The 16,994-nt window shown below is 63.6% G+C and carries 18 protein-coding genes; 9 read left to right on the forward strand and 9 right to left on the reverse strand.

The genetic code is table 11. The features are described 5' to 3' along the window. Window positions 1–259: 259 nt before the first annotated feature. The 6 genes from CHU95_RS13155 to CHU95_RS13180 all read left to right on the forward strand — a co-directional run bounded on the left by CHU95_RS13155 (window position 260) and on the right by CHU95_RS13180 (window position 6,284). Window positions 260–820, forward strand: a complete 561-nt coding sequence (locus CHU95_RS13155) for a F0F1 ATP synthase subunit delta (protein ID WP_094456812.1) — start codon at window positions 260–262, stop codon at window positions 818–820. Next, a complete protein-coding gene (gene atpA / locus CHU95_RS13160; RefSeq protein ID WP_094456813.1) occupies window positions 820–2,349 on the forward strand; it encodes a F0F1 ATP synthase subunit alpha in 1,530 nt (509 codons plus the stop codon). The genes CHU95_RS13155 and atpA overlap by 1 nt, the downstream gene beginning before the upstream one ends. A 43-nt stretch (window positions 2,350–2,392) precedes the next feature. Beyond that, window positions 2,393–3,277: a F0F1 ATP synthase subunit gamma gene (locus tag CHU95_RS13165; protein ID WP_094456814.1), complete on the forward strand. Its 885-nt coding sequence runs from the start codon at window positions 2,393–2,395 to the stop codon at window positions 3,275–3,277. Window positions 3,278–3,325: 48 nt separating this feature from the next. Then, entirely contained in the window at window positions 3,326–4,753 is a 1,428-nt protein-coding gene (gene atpD / locus CHU95_RS13170) for a F0F1 ATP synthase subunit beta (protein ID WP_094456815.1), read from the forward strand. 98 nt (window positions 4,754–4,851) lie between these two features. After that, window positions 4,852–5,280 carry an ATP synthase F1 subunit epsilon gene (gene atpC / locus CHU95_RS13175; RefSeq protein ID WP_094456816.1) on the forward strand — a complete coding sequence of 143 codons (429 nt, stop codon included), beginning with the start codon at window positions 4,852–4,854 and terminating at the stop codon, window positions 5,278–5,280. 185 nt (window positions 5,281–5,465) lie between these two features. Beyond that, window positions 5,466–6,284 (forward strand): acyl-ACP desaturase, encoded by an 819-nt coding sequence (locus CHU95_RS13180; protein ID WP_094456817.1) that lies wholly within the window; start codon window positions 5,466–5,468, stop codon window positions 6,282–6,284. Between the two features lie 28 nt (window positions 6,285–6,312). Here CHU95_RS13180 and CHU95_RS13185 read toward each other — a convergent pair whose 3' ends face one another. After that, entirely contained in the window at window positions 6,313–6,849 is a 537-nt protein-coding gene (locus CHU95_RS13185; protein WP_133065522.1) for a hypothetical protein, read from the reverse strand. 181 nt (window positions 6,850–7,030) lie between these two features. Here CHU95_RS13185 and CHU95_RS13190 point away from each other — a divergent pair, with 181 nt between their 5' ends. Beyond that, window positions 7,031–8,050, forward strand: a complete 1,020-nt coding sequence (locus tag CHU95_RS13190; RefSeq protein WP_094456819.1) for a patatin-like phospholipase family protein — start codon at window positions 7,031–7,033, stop codon at window positions 8,048–8,050. Here CHU95_RS13190 and CHU95_RS13195 read toward each other — a convergent pair. The 3 genes from CHU95_RS13195 to CHU95_RS13205 form a co-directional block, all read right to left on the reverse strand. Next, window positions 8,019–9,431, reverse strand: coding sequence for an FAD-binding oxidoreductase (locus CHU95_RS13195; RefSeq protein WP_094456820.1), 1,413 nt, complete (start codon window positions 9,429–9,431; stop codon window positions 8,019–8,021). The genes CHU95_RS13190 and CHU95_RS13195 overlap by 32 nt on opposite strands. 1 nt (window position 9,432) lies before the next feature. Further along, window positions 9,433–10,392 (reverse strand): L-threonylcarbamoyladenylate synthase, encoded by a 960-nt coding sequence (locus tag CHU95_RS13200; protein WP_245838314.1) that lies wholly within the window; start codon window positions 10,390–10,392, stop codon window positions 9,433–9,435. A 165-nt stretch (window positions 10,393–10,557) separates the two neighbouring features. Further along, window positions 10,558–10,986 carry a VOC family protein gene (locus CHU95_RS13205; RefSeq protein WP_094456821.1) on the reverse strand — a complete coding sequence of 143 codons (429 nt, stop codon included), beginning with the start codon at window positions 10,984–10,986 and terminating at the stop codon, window positions 10,558–10,560. Window positions 10,987–11,077: 91 nt separating this feature from the next. Here CHU95_RS13205 and parA point away from each other — a divergent pair, with 91 nt between their 5' ends. After that, on the forward strand, window positions 11,078–11,737 hold the full coding sequence (parA, locus tag CHU95_RS13210; RefSeq protein WP_094457224.1) for a ParA family partition ATPase: 660 nt from the start codon (window positions 11,078–11,080) through the stop codon (window positions 11,735–11,737). Between the two features lie 3 nt (window positions 11,738–11,740). Here parA and CHU95_RS13215 read toward each other — a convergent pair whose 3' ends face one another. Both CHU95_RS13215 and bcp read right to left on the reverse strand, forming a co-directional pair. After that, window positions 11,741–12,982, reverse strand: a complete 1,242-nt coding sequence (locus CHU95_RS13215) for a GAF domain-containing hybrid sensor histidine kinase/response regulator (RefSeq protein WP_094456822.1) — start codon at window positions 12,980–12,982, stop codon at window positions 11,741–11,743. A 231-nt stretch (window positions 12,983–13,213) separates the two neighbouring features. Beyond that, window positions 13,214–13,678 (reverse strand): thioredoxin-dependent thiol peroxidase, encoded by a 465-nt coding sequence (gene bcp / locus CHU95_RS13220; RefSeq protein WP_094456823.1) that lies wholly within the window; start codon window positions 13,676–13,678, stop codon window positions 13,214–13,216. 93 nt (window positions 13,679–13,771) lie between these two features. Here bcp and CHU95_RS13225 point away from each other — a divergent pair, with 93 nt between their 5' ends. Continuing rightward, on the forward strand, window positions 13,772–14,317 hold the full coding sequence (locus tag CHU95_RS13225; protein ID WP_094456824.1) for a DinB family protein: 546 nt from the start codon (window positions 13,772–13,774) through the stop codon (window positions 14,315–14,317). A gap of 35 nt (window positions 14,318–14,352) precedes the next feature. Here the strand turns inward: CHU95_RS13225 and CHU95_RS13230 are convergent, their stop codons facing one another. The 3 genes from CHU95_RS13230 to CHU95_RS13240 are packed head-to-tail and all read right to left on the reverse strand — an operon-like array spanning window position 14,353 to window position 16,907. After that, window positions 14,353–15,078, reverse strand: a complete 726-nt coding sequence (locus tag CHU95_RS13230; protein ID WP_094456825.1) for an HdaA/DnaA family protein — start codon at window positions 15,076–15,078, stop codon at window positions 14,353–14,355. A 45-nt stretch (window positions 15,079–15,123) separates the two neighbouring features. Further along, a complete protein-coding gene (locus tag CHU95_RS13235) occupies window positions 15,124–16,293 on the reverse strand; it encodes an AI-2E family transporter (protein WP_342744736.1) in 1,170 nt (389 codons plus the stop codon). Beyond that, window positions 16,290–16,907 carry a CDP-alcohol phosphatidyltransferase family protein gene (locus tag CHU95_RS13240; RefSeq protein WP_094456826.1) on the reverse strand — a complete coding sequence of 206 codons (618 nt, stop codon included), beginning with the start codon at window positions 16,905–16,907 and terminating at the stop codon, window positions 16,290–16,292. Before CHU95_RS13240 ends, CHU95_RS13235 begins: the two co-directional genes overlap by 4 nt. Between the last annotated feature and the right edge of the window lie 87 nt (window positions 16,908–16,994).

The raw sequence follows: 16,994 nt of genomic DNA on the forward strand, positions 1-16,994 counted from the left end.
GCCTGTGGCGAAAAAGCCATTTCGCACCTGCACAGTGCAGAGAGGCGACAAAGGTCGTAAACCGGCAGGCTTCTTGGCCAAACAAGAGGGAAGCGGTGCAAAACCGCATACCCCCAATCCACAGGCGCGCTGTTGCGTAGGGGCTGGGGCTGTGTTACATGCTCGCTCGCTCGACACCGGAGGGATCTCCTCCGGCATGGCCGATCATTGCTAACGTCCTGAAATTATTCAGGTCCACGGACTTTAACCGAGGTTACCAGTGGCAACCGAAGGGACTGGCGTCTCCGAACTCGCCTCGCGCTATGCGAGCGCTCTGTTCGATCTCGCGGATGGGCAGCAGGCCCTGGACCAGACGGCCCAGGATCTGACGTCCATCAAGGCTCTGCTCGCTGAAAGCGCGGACCTCCGCCGCTTGATCGGCAGCCCGCTGCTCGCCCGCAACGACCAGGAACGCGCTATGGAAGCCGTTCTGAGCGCGGCTGGCATCGGGGAACTCGTGCGGAAGTTCGTGGGGCTGGTGGCGCGTAATCGCCGCCTGTTCGCGCTTCCGGGCATGATCGACGGGTATCTGGCCGAACTGGCCCGCCGCCGTGGCGAAAGCACGGCGCGCGTTACCGTTGCTCGTCCGCTGACGGATGTCCAGTGGACGGCCCTGGCCGCTGCTCTCAACAAGGGCGAAGGCTCCAACGTCAAGTTGGATGTTTGGGTCGATCCCTCGCTGATCGGCGGCATGATCGTCAAAATCGGTTCCCGCATGGTGGATAGCTCCGTGCGTACCAAGCTCAATAAGCTGAAACTCGCCATGAAAGGGGTTGGATAATGGAAATCCGCGCCGCTGAGATTTCCGCGATCCTGAAGCAGCAGATCGCGAACTTCGGCACCGAAGCCGATGTCGCCGAGGTGGGCCAGGTTCTGTCCATCGGTGATGGCGTGGCCCGTATCCACGGTCTGGATAAGGTCCAGGCCGGCGAGATGGTGGAATTCCCCAACGGGGTCAAGGGCATGGCCCTGAACCTGGAAACCGACAATGTCGGTGTGGTGATTTTCGGCTCCGACCGCGCCATCAAGGAAGGCGATGTCGTCAAGCGGACGGGCGCCATCGTTGAGGTGCCGGTGGGCCGTGGCCTGCTGGGCCGCGTTGTTGATGGTCTGGGCAACCCGATCGACGGCAAGGGCCCGCTGACCGACGTGACCCGCCAGCGCGTGGAAGTGAAGGCCCCCGGCATCATCCCGCGTAAGTCGGTGCATGAGCCGATGCAGACCGGCCTGAAGGCGATTGACGCCCTGGTGCCCGTCGGCCGTGGCCAGCGCGAACTGATCATTGGTGATCGTCAGACCGGCAAGACCGCCATCGCTCTGGATACCTTCATCAATCAGAAGGGTATCAACAAGGGCGACGACGAGTCCAAGAAGCTCTACTGCATCTATGTCGCCGTGGGCCAGAAGCGCTCCACGGTCGCGCAGATCGTGAAGACCCTCGAAGAGAACGGCGCGATGGAATATTCCATCGTTGTGGCTGCGACCGCTTCCGAGCCGGCGCCGCTGCAGTTCCTGGCCCCCTACACGGGTGCGGCCATGGGCGAGTTCTTCCGCGACAATGGCATGCATGCTCTGATCGTCTATGACGATCTGTCCAAGCAGGCTGTCGCCTATCGCCAGATGTCGCTGCTCCTGCGCCGTCCGCCGGGCCGCGAAGCCTATCCCGGCGACGTGTTCTATCTGCACAGCCGCCTGCTGGAACGCGCTGCCAAGCTGAACGATGCCAATGGCGCTGGTTCGCTGACGGCCCTGCCGGTCATTGAGACCCAGGCCGGTGACGTGTCCGCCTACATTCCCACGAACGTGATTTCGATCACCGACGGCCAGATCTTCCTGGAAACGGGTCTGTTCTACCGCGGTATCCGTCCGGCCATTAACGTTGGTCTGTCGGTGTCCCGCGTGGGGTCCGCGGCTCAGATCAAGGCGATGAAGCAGGTTGCCGGCACCATCAAGCTGGAACTGGCGCAGTATCGTGAAATGGCGGCCTTCGCGCAGTTCGCTTCCGATCTGGATGCCACGACCCAGCGTCTGCTGAGCCGTGGTGCGCGCCTGACGGAGCTGCTGAAGCAGCCCCAGTTCAAGCCGATGCCTGTGGAAGAGCAGGTTGTGTCGATCTTTGCCGGCGTGAAGGGCTACCTGGACAAGGTCCCGACCAACGACGTGAACCGGTTTGAGGCCCGCTTCCTGGACGAAATCCGGGCCAAGGGCGCCGATATTCTGGCCGCGATCCGCACCGAGAAGGCGATCTCCAAGGAAACCGAAGAGAAGCTGAAGGCTTTCCTCGAAGGTTTCACCAAGGTTTTCGCCTGAACCAAGCTCCCGTAAGGGGCCACACTGAGAGTGTAGGGCTGTCATGCCGAGCTTGAAGGACATCCGAAACCGGATCGCGAGCGTCAAGTCGACGCAGAAGATCACGTCGGCCATGAAAATGGTCGCGGCCAGCAAGCTGCGCCGCGCCCAGGAGCAGGCGGAAGCCGGTCGGCCCTATGCTGAACGCATGGGCCGGATGCTGGCTTCGCTGGCGGCCAACGTGGCCGGCGGTCCCGGTGGCCCCCGCCTGATGACCGGGACGGGCAGCGATCAGACCCACCTGTTGGTGGTGATGACCGGTGACCGTGGTCTGTGCGGTGGTTTCAACAGTTCCGTCGTCCGCGAGACGCGTCGTGCCATCCAGCGCCTGCAGGCCGAAGGCAAGACTGTCAAGCTGCTGACCGTGGGCCGCAAGGGCCGCGACCTGCTGCGTCGCGAGTTCCCGTCGCTGATCGTCGCCTCCTTCGAAGAGGTGGGCAAAAAGAAGCTCTCCTTCGCTGACGCCGACCGCGTCACCGCGAAGATCCTGGAGCTGTTCAATGCCGGCCAGTTCGATGTGGCGACCATCGTTTACAACAAGTTCAAGTCGGCGATGACCCAGATCGTGACCTTGCAGCAGGTGGTGCCGTTCGCGGCCCCCGAAGTTGCCAGCGACACGGGCTCTGAGGCCAGCGCCGTTTACGAGTTCGAGCCGAGCGAGGAGGCCATTCTGGCCGACCTGCTGCCGCGTAATCTGGCCATCCAGGTCTACTCTGCCTTGCTGGAGAGCGCTGCGTCGTTCTTCGGTGCGCAGATGACCGCGATGGACAATGCCACGCGCAACGCTGGCGAGATGATCAAGAAGTACACGCTGGTTTATAACCGCACTCGCCAGGCTTCGATCACGAAGGAACTGATCGAAATCATCTCTGGCGCGGAAGCGTTGTAAACCCACCCGCATTCACGACGAAGTCAAGGTTCCGAGGGAGCTTACCCCATGGCTAACAACAGCAACGCGGTCGGCCGCATCACGCAGGTTCTGGGCGCCGTCGTGGACGTGCAGTTCAACGGCGAACTGCCGCCGATCCTGAACGCGCTCCACACCCAGAACGAGGGCAAGACCCTGGTGCTGGAAGTGGCGCAGCACCTGGGTGAGAACACCGTCCGTACCATCGCCATGGACACCACGGATGGTCTGGTGCGCGGCAACGAGGTGGTGGACACCGGCGGCCCGATTCAGATGCCCGTTGGCCCGGCCACCCTGGGCCGCATTCTGAACGTGATCGGCGAGCCGATTGACGAGCGCGGCCCGGTCGGCAATGACAAGGTCCTGCCGATCCACCGTGATGCGCCTGACTTCGTCGATCAGGCGACCGACGCCGCCCTGTTGATCACCGGCATCAAGGTCATCGACCTGCTGGCCCCGTACCTGAAGGGCGGCAAGATCGGCCTGTTCGGTGGTGCGGGCGTGGGCAAGACCGTGACCATTCAGGAGCTGATCAACAACGTCGCCAAGGCGCACGGCGGTATGTCGGTGTTCGCCGGCGTGGGTGAGCGTACCCGCGAAGGCAACGACCTGTACCACGAAATGATCGATGCCGGCGTTATCAAGACCGATGGCCCGGGCTCCAAGGTGGCGCTCGTGTACGGTCAGATGAACGAGCCGCCGGGTGCGCGCGCCCGCGTTGCGCTGTCCGGCCTGACCATCGCCGAATATTTCCGCGATGAAGAAGGTCAGGACGTGCTGTTCTTCGTGGACAACATTTTCCGCTTCACCCAGGCGGGTGCCGAGATGTCGGCCCTGTTGGGCCGTATCCCGTCGGCCGTGGGCTACCAGCCCACCCTGTCCACCGACATGGGCGGTTTGCAGGAGCGCATCACCTCGACGAAGAAGGGCTCGATCACCTCGGTGCAGGCCATTTACGTGCCCGCCGACGACTTGACCGACCCGGCCCCGGCCACCTCGTTCGCCCACTTGGACGCCACGACCGTGCTGTCGCGTTCCATCGCTGAAATGGCCATTTTCCCGGCCGTCGACCCGCTGGACAGCACCTCGCGCGCTCTGGACCCCCGCATCGTCGGTGAAGAGCACTACAACACCGCCCGCAAGGTTCAGCAGGTGTTGCAGCAGTACAAGGCCCTGCAGGACATCATCGCCATCCTGGGCATGGACGAACTGTCGGAAGAGGATAAGCTGGTTGTGGCCCGCGCCCGCAAGATCCAGCGTTTCCTCTCCCAGCCGTTCCATGTGGCCGAAGTGTTCACCGGTACGCCGGGCGTTCTGGTCGCTCTGGAAGATACCATCAAGGGCTTCAAGGGCATCGTGAACGGCGACTACGACCACCTGCCGGAAGCCGCCTTCTACATGGTCGGCACCATCGAGCAGGCCGTGGAAAAGGCCCGCAAGATGGCCGAGGCCGCCTAAGGTTCGCTCCCACCCCCTGCCATCGGTTCACCCTTGGCAGGGGTAGGTGCACGGGAGGGGGTAACCCCTCCTAGACGCGTTTTGCTAGGGTTTAAGCCATGGCCGACAAGGTTGAATTCGAGCTGGTGTCGCCGGAAAAGCTGCTGGTGTCGCAGCCGGTGCATATGGTGGTGGTTCCGGGAGCCGAAGGTTTCCTGGGCGTGCTGCCGGGCCATGCCCCGATGATCGTTACGGTCAAGCCGGGCATCATCGACATCTATGCCAATGACATGGCAACCATCACTCAACGTATCTTTGTGGCCGGCGGTTTCTGCGAGATCACGGGGGCGCGCGTCACCATCCTGGCCGAGGAAGCGTCGGATCTGAATGCTGTCCGTGGCCTGGATCGCGCGACCCTGGAGAAGCAGCTGGTCGATCTGACCGAGGATCTGGCCGATGCCAAGTCCGAGGGGGAGCGGCACACGCTGGAAGGTAAGCTGGCCATTGTGCAGGCCAAGCTGGATGCACAGGCTGGCACGCTGCACTAAGCCTCTTGAACGGAACTGGCAACGGCGTCACATATGTGTCACGTTTCCGGGCCGTTGCGAATGATGATCACGGGGGCGCCTTGCGCCCCCGTTGTTTTTTTACCCCGCCCGGCCCATCTGTCAGCAACCGCGCCGGCCCTGGTGACCAACGCGATCTTTCAGCAGCGAAGTGGATGAATACCGTCATGGCGAATGTGCATTGGACCATTGAGGGCCTGCCCTGGGACAAGCTGGACCAAGCCAAGGCGTCACCCGATATGCTGAAGCTGGCCAAGGCGGCGGCGCTGGTGGAGTATAACGGCCATATCTATGCCGATTACCTGTGCAACGTCTTCCGCGATGACAGGGAATTCTGCGCTGTGGTCCGGCAATGGGCCATCGAAGAAGTGCAGCATGGTGAGGCGCTGGGGACATGGGCATCGCGCATTGATCCCACTTGGGATTTCCAGGCGGCGGTACAACGTTTCCGCGACGGCTATCAGATCGACGTGGCTGCCATGGACAGCAAGCGCGGCAGTCGGGCCGGCGAGCTGGTGGCCCGCTGCATTGTGGAGACAGGCACATCCAGCTATTACACGGCTCTGGCCGAGGCGACGGAAGAACCCGTCTTCAGGCAGATTTGCCGCCACATCGCTGCCGATGAGCTGCGCCATTACAAGCTGTTTTACGACCATCTGAAGCGCTACTTGGAATCAGAGAAGCTGAACCGGGTTCAGCGCCTGATGGTCTGCTTGTCGCGCATCAATGAGACGGAGGATGACGAACTGTCCTACGCCTTTTATGCCGCGAATTATTGGACCCGTCCTTATGAGCGGGTCGAGAACAACGCTGAATATACAAGCCTCGCTTATTCCTTCTACCGCCCCCACCATGTTGATCGCATGGTCGGCATGGTGTTCAAGGCCTCGGGCTTGAAGCCGCATACCTGGCTGCACAGTTGGGCAGCCAAGTTTGCGTATAAGCGCATGCATCAGAAGGCGGAAGCGGCCCGGTTGGCGGCGTGATCAAAGGGGGGTTCGGCCCCCCTTTTTGTTAGTGCAGGCGCTGCGACACCGGCCCCTCGACCGCGATGCGCGGCTCATCTTCATCCATGCCCTCGCGCAGAATATCCAGCAGGCGGCCCGCATCGGGTGTCCCGTCCAGTGCGTCGCACAGGCACCCCATCAATTCCGGCACCATCTGCATCAAGGCGGTGTTGCCGGGCAGGAAGCGGTGCAGGATCAGGCCGTTTTCAACCGCATCCAGCATCAGACTTGCCGCTGGTCCCGCCAAGGCTAGGGCGGGGGGCAGGGGCATCGGTACCGGTGCGATGCCAGTGTTGGCAAGTGCCCGCATGTTGCGTTCCATGATGAACCCTGTGGCGGGGCCATCCACCACGGTCAGGGCGGCATTGGTACCGGCCTGATCCAGCAGCACGTGGCGCAGCTTGCGCAAGGCGGCAATCGCCGCCGCCGCCCGGTCGGCCTGTCCATAGGCGCGTTGGCTGGCGGCATTGAAAGCGGTTCGTATCAGGGCCGGGACAGGATTGGGTATTTGGCTGGTTTGGGTATGGGTTGGCTGGGTCGTCATGGCGCGATCCTCCTTCACGAAGCGATGCCCCTTGGTCACATCGGCGCGCCCTCGCGGACCCCAACATGGGCATCCGTGGCATCGCCTGTCTTGTGACGTGGGGTGCGGTCCGGCCGCCTTCAAGGGTCGGCGGCGGGGCCATTCCGCGCTATGATGCGGCACCGCGATATGGGGTGGCCCGATGGTGTTGAAGCAGATCATGCGCCGGCTCGGTCGGAGCGAGACGCCGATGGCCGCTCCCGCGCCATCGAACCGACCGCCCGGCATGGCGCTGGCGCTGCAAGGCGGCGGGTCGCTGGGGGCCTTTACCTGGGGGGTATTGGACCGGTTGCTGGATGAACCTGGGTTAGCGCCGCTACGCCTGTCTGGCGCATCCGCCGGCGCGGTCAATGCCGTGGCCTTTGCCAGCGGCTGGGCCAAGAGCGGACCAGCCGGTGCGCGCGATGCGCTGGACCGGGTTTGGCGCCGGGTGGGCGAGTGCGGGGTGGGTGCCCTTGGTTTCTGCCCCAGTTGGGCCAATACTGGCATTACCCAGGCGGTGAACAGCGCCGCCTTTGCCATGGCAACCCGACTGTTTTCGCCCTACGCCCTGAACCCGCTGGGTTTCAATCCGCTGCGGTCGATCTTGGTGGAGGAGGTGGATTTCGCCAGCCTCACCCTGCCCACCGCCCCTTCCCTGCTGATCTCTGCCACCCGCGTGCGCGACGGGCAGCCGCACCTGTTCGACAATGCGGCGATCAGCGTCGATTCGCTGCTGGCCTCCACCACCCTGCCGACCCTGCATCAGGCGGTGGAGATCGACGGAGAGGATTACTGGGATGGCGGCTACACCCTGAACCCACCCATCCGCGCCCTGCTGGAAGGGCCGGCAATAGGCCGCCTGCTGGTGGTGCAGGCCATGGCCAATTGCACCGACGACACGCCGCGCACGGCCGCCGCGATTCGCGAGCGCCTGAACCAGATCACGTTTTCCCGACCGCTAGAGGCGGAAATGGACCTGGTGCGCGAAGTGCTGAAGCGCGGCGAGGGGCCGGAACAGCTCGACCTTCTGTCCATCGACCCGCAGGACCCGACCTTGGGCGACCTGAACGGCCTGCGCATCGATATGGAGTATCTGCTCGGTCTAAAGGCCCATGGGCGGGCACAGGCGGGGGAGTGGCTGGCGGCGACTAACGCACCAGCACCTTTCCCGGATTCATGATCCCGTCCGGGTCCAGCATCGCTTTCACCTTCCGCATCAGGTCCAGTTCCACCGGGTCCTTGATCCGTGCCAGTTCCTCGGCCTTGTGATTGCCGATGCCATGTTCGGCGCTGATGCTGCCGCCATGGGCCAGGACCTGTTCATGGACAATGTCGCTGATGGCATGGGCGTGGGCCAGATAGGCGGGCCACTCCATATCCGCCGGTCGGCCAATATTGAAATGGATATTGCCATCACCGACATGGCCGAACGGGTAGGGCCGGATGCCCGGCATATAGGCGCTCACGGCGTTGATGGTGGCGGCCAGGAAGTCGGGGATGCGGCTGACGGGTACCGACACATCGGTATGCACCGCACCGCCGATTTTGCGCCCGATCTCTGGCAGGCTTTCGCGGATCAGCCAGAGTTTACGTTGCTGTTCCATGCTGTCGGCGAAGATGGCATCGGTAACCAGCCCCTGTTCAAGGGCGGTTTCCAGCACCGCCTCCACCTGCCCGCGCAGCGTCGGCCCCGCCATGCCGCTGCTGGCCTCCAGCAGCACATACCAGGGCGAGGGGGCCGACAGCGGGTCCTGGTCACGTCCCAGGATTTCTCGTGACCCGTCAAAGGTAAAACGCGGCATCAGTTCAAAGGCCGACAGGCTGTCGCCCGTCCCGGTGCGAGCCAAGCCCAGCAGGGTGACAGCGGCGGCAGGGCTGGGGACGGCGACCAGGGCGGTTTCGATCTGGCGCGGGCGGGGATACAGCTTGACCGAGGCGGCGGTAATGATGCCCAGGGTGCCTTCAGCGCCTAAGAACAGGTGCTTCAGGTCGTAGCCGCTATTGTCCTTGCGCAGGGTCCGCAACCCGTTCCAGACGCGCCCGTCGGGCAGCACCACCTCCAGCCCCAGCACCAGATCGCGGGCATTGCCATAGCGCAGGGTCAGGATGCCGCCGGCGTTGCTGGACAGGTTGCCGCCCAGCATGCAGGTCCCCTCCGCCCCCAGCGACAGGGGGAAATAGCGGTCGGCGGCCGCGGCGGCGGCCTGAATATCGGCCAGAACACAACCGGCCTCTGCGGTCAGGGTGTAATCGGCAGCGTCCAGGGCGCGAATATGGTTAAGGCGGCCCAGATTCAGCAGAATGGCACCCGTTCCTTTCAGCGCGACCGTGCCGCCGACCAGTCCGGTATTGCCCCCCTGCGGCACGATGGGTATGCGCCGTTCGGCGCAGAGCCGCACGATGGCGGCCACTTCCGCCGTCGATCCCGGGCGCAGGACAGCCACGGGATGGCTCTCTTCCCGCTGGCGCCAATCGAAGGCATAGGGCGCCATGTCGGAACCGGTCAGAACATGGCGAGGGCCGATCAGATCGGTCAGCGCTGAAATCAGGTCGGTGCTCATCTCAGGTCCTGGGTGCTGCCGCGCGGCGCAGGCGGTCATTGATGGCGATGCCAAGCCCCCTATCCGGTACCGGCATGACGGCGATGCCGGACAGGCCGGGCCGGTCCAAGGCACGCAGCATGGCGAACAGGTTCGCCGCCGCCTCTGTCAGGTCACCATTGTTGGACAGGTTCAGTCGGACCGCCCCGCCGCGCAGGAACTGGTCCGGGCCGAAGGCCAGCAGCGCCTCATTATCCCCTACGGTCGTCGCGTCCAGCCGCACGGGCAGGCCCGGCGCATAATGGCTGATCAACATGCCGGGTGCCTTCACGCCGTCAGCAGCGGTGGCAACATCGACGGGGCCAAGCACGCTTTCCAGCTCCTCGCGTGTCACCGAGCCGGGACGCAGCAATAGCGGACGGTCACCCGTGAGGTCCAGCACGGTCGACTCGACGCCGATGGCACAACGCCCACCGGCCAGAATCAGTCTCAGCCGCGCGCCACCGCCATCGGGAAATTCCTCCACCACATGCATGGGCGTGGTTGGGCTGACATGGCCCGACACATTGGCCGACGGGGCGGCCAGGGGGCGGTCCGCAGCCAGGATCAAGGCGCGTGCCACGGGGTGGGCGGGACTGCGTACCGCCACCGTGTCCAGACCCGCCGACACCAGCAGCGACAAGGGCGCATCGGCGCGGCGCGGCAGAACCAGGGTCAGGGGGCCGGGCCACCACATTTCCATCGCGCGGGCGGCGCGGTCATCGACATGGACCAGCGCCTCAGCAGCGCCGACATCGGCCACATGCACGATCAGCGGGTTGAAGCTGGGGCGGCCCTTGGCGGCGAAGATGGCGGCCACCGCCGCGTCATTCCCGGCGTCACCTGCCAGCCCATAGACCGTTTCCGTGGGCATGGCGACCAGATTTCCCGCCGTCAGCGTCTCCGCCGCCTCGGCATAGGCTGCTGGACCTGGCGGCAACACGCGCGGCCGGTCGGGATGCGGCGGCGGGGCCGGCGCGTCATGATGGTGATTGGGGTCGTCGCAGCAAGGGTTGTGGGGCACGGGACCGGTCCTGAAAATCTCACCCGCCACGATAACGGTCGCGGGCGGCCCGATCACGGGCTTTCCACGCAAAGCCCGGCTGCGTCATCCCACACCCGGCTTCAGCGAGAAGACAACGCCCCACCCATCCGGGTCCTCGAAACAGACCGCCCGGTTCAGCCAATAGGGGTTCTCCGGCACTACCGGCACGCCGCCGCGGGCCTGGATGGCTTCTGACACGGAAAGAAGATCCTCACGGCTGTCAACATACAGCACCAGCAGATTGTCGCGGGTGGGGGCCGGACAGGGGCTGCCATCCTTATGCTGGGTGAATTCCAGATGGGTATCCCAACCGGGCAGGCCGATCATCACCCCATCATAGCCGGCATGGCTGCCATCATCGATCCAGCCACCAATAACCTCCAGCCCGATTACATCGCGGTAAAAGCCTGTGACTGCGGTCAACCGGTCCGTCGGCCGGGCAATGCGTACACGGGTAATGGGAAGGTGGCCCGGCCACAGGGTACTGGTCATCGATCTGCCTCATGTTGCGGTGCGGCGCTTGCCGCCCGTGCTGCATGTGGGCACACTGTCACCCACAACAAAGGGCAACAAGGGGCTGGATATGGCGGGGCGGGTCATCACCATCGCGCAGCAGAAGGGCGGGGCGGGCAAGACGACGCTGGCCATTCATCTGGCCGTTACCTGGGCAAGGGCCGGCAAATCCACCGCCCTGGTCGATATCGACCCGCAAGGCAGCCTTTCCGCGTGGTATGCACAGCGGGAAGTGACCCTGGGTGCGGATGCCACCGGCATCACGCATTTGCAGATCTCCGGCTGGCGGACTCAGCGGGAGGTGGAGCGGCTGGCCAGGACCCATGATGTGGTGGTCATCGACAGCCCGCCGCATGCCGAAACCGATGCCCGCATCGCCGTGCGTACCGCTGCACTTGTGATTGTGCCGGTTCAGCCCAGCCCCATGGACCTTTGGGCCACACGCCCGACGCTAGATTTGGCGCGGGCGGAAAAACGGCCGGTGATGTTGGTCATGAACCGTGTGCCGGCGCGCGGCAAGCTGGTTGATGCGGTGGCGGAGAAGGCAGCCGAACTGGGCGTGCCGGTGGCTGCTGAAAGCCTGGGTAACCGTATCGGGTTCGCAGGATCGCTGATGGATGGTCTGACCCTGGCGGAAACAGACCCTAAATCGAAGGGTGTGGAGGAATTGGAGGCGCTGGCTGCCGAAATCTGGACGGCGCTGGACTCATCTTCGGGGGAGGGCAGGTAGCCCCTACCCTTGACTATCCAGATCAGGCAGAGCGATCAGGGGCACGCGCACCCAGAAGCGGCTGCCGCCTTCCTGGACCGGTTCATAGCCGATCTGCCCGCCCATGGCATGGACCAACTGACGGCAGATCGCCAAGCCTAGACCCGAACCGTCGAACCGGCGGGCATGGGAACTGTCAGCCTGGAAAAAAGGCGTGAAAAGATTGTTGCGCTGTTCCGGGGCGACACCGATGCCGGTATCGACCACATCCGCCCGCAGCCATAGCCGGTCGCCGTCCAGCCTATCCTGCCGCAGGAACAAGGTGATGCTACCTGTTTCCGTGAATTTGCTGGCATTGAAGAGCAGGTTGTTCACTACTTGCTGGAGTCGGATACCATCGCCGCGCCACCGGTCAGGCAAGGCGGGGTCCAGATCGACCGAGAGGGTAAGCCCCTTGTCGTGACAGGTCTTCTGCACCAGCCGTTGCCCCCGTGCGACCAGATCGGACAGGGAGAATGGCCGTTCCTCCAGTTCCACCTTGCCCGACTCCAACCGCGCATAGTCCAGCGTGTGGTTCAGCACCTGCATCAGGCTGCGGCCCGTGTCATGCACGGTGCGGGCATAATCGCCATAGGGTTCGGGCAACCCGGCATGGGCCAGCATCTCGCCGAAACCTAAGATCGCGTTCAACGGTGTGCGTATCTCATGGCTCATCATGGCCAGGAAGCTGGCACGGGCCTGGGCCATCTGTTCGGCGGCCGTCTGTGCTGCTGTGGCATCACGCTGCAATTTGTCCATTGACAATTGGTCCATGGCGATGCCGGCCAATTGTTCCAGTAAGGACACCTGCTCCGCCTGGAAGTCGGGCCGGGGCCGTCGGTCCAGCACACAGAAGACCCCCAGGATCTGGCCTGTCGGCGTGCTGATGGGCGCGCCCGCGTAAAAACGCAATCCCGCCTGTGTGATGCCGGGCAGGTCGGCGAAGCGTTCGTCGGCGGCCAGATCGGCCACCACCAGCCTGCCACCATTGACCACGAGATTGCACAGGGAGCTTTCGCGCGGCACCCGACCGACGCAGATGCCGTCTTCTGCCTTGGGCCACATATCGGTGGCATTGATCAGATTGACCATGGCGATCGGCAGGCCGAACAGCCGCCGTGCCATGCCCGTTAACCGGAGAAAACGCGTGTCAGGTCCCAATTCCGACCCGACATAGGCGGAGAATTCCTGAAGTCGCAATCGCTCGCGCAGGTCGCTGACGATCATGATGCGTGGTTCCGCCTTGATGGATCGTCAGCGTGAGCGTCAGCAGGGATCGTGTCAATGCATCCCTATCTGCCTGCACCTCCGACCAGGTTCCCAGGATCGGAACCGATCATCGGGCGTCAATTGTCAATCCCGCCGTCCGGCGGCTTGACCATCCGGCATGTCGAGCGCCGCAGCCATCGCCACCAAACCCCTTGCCGATCAGTTACACCCGCCGGGAAGGGGAGCCTGTCACAGGCCTTGTAACGCCTTCAGCACGGCATCGACATGACCCGGCACCTTCACCTTGCGCCATTCGGCACGCAGGACGCCGTCCTTGTCGATCAGGAAGGTAGAGCGTTCGATACCCATGTACTTCTTGCCATACATGTTCTTCTCCGCCCAGGCGCCGTAGCGCTCTGTCACGTCGCTTTCAGCATCGGAGGCCAGGATAAAGGGCAGTTTGTACTTGGCCTTGAACTTGTCGTGGCTGGCCACACTGTCCTTGGAAATGCCGATGATGGTGGCGTCCAGCTTTTCGAAATGCGGCAACTGCTCCCCGAAACCGCAGGCCTGGGTGGTGCAGCCGGATGTGTCATCCTTCGGGTAGAAATAGACCACAACATTCTTGCCCTTCAGCGCCGACAGGGTGACGCTGCCATTGCCGTCGGTGGGCAAGGTGAAATCGGGGGCGGGCTGGCCGATGGCGATGGTCATCTTGCGCTTCCTTTGGGGAAAAATGGTCTGAGCCCAAGAATTTAGATGCGGTGCGGCAGAGTCAACCCGCTGCACGGACAAAGGGGGACAGCGATGATCAGCGTGGATTACGTGCGCACCATGGCGGCCTATGGTGATTGGATGAACAGCCGCATGGTGGCGGCCTGCGCTTCCATCCCGGCAGCCGACCGGTCCCGAGATCTGGGGGCCTTCTTCAAGTCACTGCATGGCACCCTGGACCATATTCTGTGGGCCGACCTGATCTGGCTCTGCCGGTTCGAAGGGGAGGCACCGCCGATAGCCAAGGGCGCAGACCTGTTTCGCCCGGACTGGGATGAACTGGTGGCCGACCGGGCAGCGGCCGATGCCCGCATTCTGGCATGGGCAGCAGGCGTGACGCCGGAATGGCTATCGTCACCGCTCACCTATGTCACCAAGTTCAATCCGCATCGCTGGACCCTGCCGGCCTGGCTTTCAGTGACGCATTTCTTCAACCACGGCACCCATCATCGCGGTCAGGCGACAACGCTGATGATGCAGGTGGGTGTCGATCCGGGCGTGACAGACCTGCCAGTGCTGCCGGGGCTGTTCGACGGCGCGCTGGGTTTGGCGGCGAGCAAGATACCGGTCGCCACTTAGCAGAGTGGACCTGCGCTACGCCGGGCATCCCGGCATTAACCACCATCCCCCAAAACCTGCCGGCAGAATCGCACCGTGATCGGCTTCTTCGCGGCCAGCGCTGCATGGTCCAGGGTGGCGACCACGCGGCGGGCATTGGCGAAGCTGCGTTCGGTGCGGGTCATCAACCAGTCGATGACATCCTCCCCCACCCGGATCTGCCGGTCGGCGAACAGCTTTACCAGCACCGCCATCAGCAGGGCGTCGTCCGGGGCCGCCATGCCCACGGCGGGGGCGGCCAGCAGGCGGGACCGCAGGTCGGGCAGGCGGATCAGCCAGTTGATCGGTGCGTTCTCCGCCAGCAGCAGCAGATGACCGCCCATCTCTTTGGCCAGATTGTAAAGATGGAACAGGGAGCGTTCCAGGTACGGGTCGCCCGCCACCCCCTGTGCTCCGTCCAGAACGGCGGTTCGCATGGGGCGTAACAGATCAGGCAGTTCTGCCTCCGCCCGCAGATCATCAATCGACAGGAGATTGCCCCGCGCGCGGGCCCGCCAGATCTGGGCTAAATGGCTTTTGCCGCACCCTGCCGGGCCAAACAGGACCAGGGCCGGGGCTGGCCAGTCCGGCCACGCATCCAGCCAGGCCACGGCATCCTGATTGCCTGGCGCCACCAGGAAATCATCCTCCCCCATGGCGGAGCGATGACCGAGATCAAGTGGGATCTGCCGTGTGGACAATAAAGAGGGCGGATTGGATGGTGTTGGGGGGGGCGTGGTCATGGCACAGCCCCTCCTTTTGCACGGGCTGGAAATCTCAGAACAGGCTCAGGGCTTGGGCGGCAGGTCGGCGACGCCGGCACCCCGTTCCGCCCCTTCGGCTGCCGGATGGGATAGCAGCGGGTCGGGGGCCAAGTCGAGGGCTGTCGCCGTACCGGTGTCGAACCCACGGTAGAGGCTGCTCTGCATATATTGCCGCAAACCGAACCGGGCCAGCACCCCAATGACGGCAGCCACAGGAACGGCAAGCAACACGCCGACAAAGCCGAAAAGGGCGCCACCCGCCAGTAAGGCGAACATCACCCAGACGGGATGCAGCCCTACTTTGTCGCCCACCAGTTTGGGCGTCAGGATGTTGCCTTCGACGGCCTGGCCAAAAAAGAAGATGCCGGCGATCAGGCCAACGCGCCAGAATTCATCGAACTGGAACAGGGCCAGACCGACACTGGCCACGAATCCGACGATCGAGCCAACGAACGGAATGAAGGACAGCACCCCCGTGATCAGCCCGATCACCAGACCAAAATCCAGTCCCGCCGCCGTCAGCGCCACGGCATAGAAGATGCCCAGGCAAAGACAGACAGTGGCCTGTCCGCGTACGAAACCGGCCAGCGTTGTATCCACGGCACGGGCCTGTTCGCGGATCGTGGCGGCATAGGGACGGGGAAGCCAGCCATCTACCGTCGCCACCAACCGGTCCCAATCGCGCAGCAGATAGAAGGCGACAATGGGCGTGATGAAGATGACCGACAGAATGTCGATGATAGCGACACCTTTGGTCAGAATATTGCGCAGGACATCGGCTGTCCACCCAACGGCGGTACCGGCATAACTGCCGGCCGCCTCCCGCAGTTGTTTGACTTCCGCCGCTGGCAGTCGCCGCAAGAAGCGTTGGATGGCAGGCAGGACTTCCTGTTTGGCCCAGGCAATCCATTGCGGGGCCAGTTCCAACAGTTGGACAAGCTGGGCTTGCAGCAATGGCGCCACCAGCAGCACCGCCAGGATCGCGGCCAGAAGGAAACCCAGCAATACCAGCGTGGTGGCGGCCCATCGTGGCAGCCCGCGCGTTTCCAGCTTGTCCGCGACCGGGTCCAGCAGATAGGCCAGCGCCATGCCTGCAACGAACGGCGCCAGCATGGAGCGTAGCAGCCAGACCGTGGCGATGAAGGCAACAAATCCCCACAGCCAGAATTTCCACTGTCGATTGGCGCGCATCATGTGTCCTTGCCCAGATCATCTGTGAGGAACTCGTCCTCCGGCTTCGGACGGTTCACATAGGCCAGGGCCAGGGAGGCAAATGCCAGCCCCACCACCAACAGTTCTGTGGGCAGAAGGAACAGATCGACCCCGAAACCCGGCCCCTGGATCAGCAGAAAAAGGATGGCCAACGCGCCCATGGCGACAATATTCACATGGAACAGCCAGCGCGGTTCCCGTATCCAGGGGTCATTGCCTGCCGTTTCCGGCAGTTTCTGCCCCAGTGCCAGGACCAGTTCACGCAATAGCACGGGGATCAGGACCCAGAGCGGCAGCAAGCCCCTGTAAGACAGGGCGCACAACGCCAGAAGCGGCAAAAGCCGATCCGCCAGCCCGTCCAGCAGCCCGCCCAGCCGGGTGCGGGTCTTGAAAAGCAGGGCGGCCGCCCCTTCCAGCAGGGCGCCCAGCCCTGCCAGCACAAACAGCCAGAAGGCCAGGGTAAAATGGCCGCTATAGATCAGCCAACCGATCAGCAGGGCCGACAGAAGCCGCCCGGCCGTGATGCCCATGGTGATGCGGCGCAGCCGTTCCAATGTGGGATCGGTGGCCATGGGTTCGGGCGCAAGATCACTCATGGTGCCTCAACTCCGCCGTGGGGTTCCAGGCGGCAGTATGAGGGTTTTCGGAAGGATAACAATGGTCTGGTGGAAAGCCGGGGAACC

Origin of the sequence: Niveispirillum lacus (genome assembly GCF_002251795.1) — a bacterium.
Lineage (GTDB): Bacteria > Pseudomonadota > Alphaproteobacteria > Azospirillales > Azospirillaceae > Niveispirillum > Niveispirillum lacus.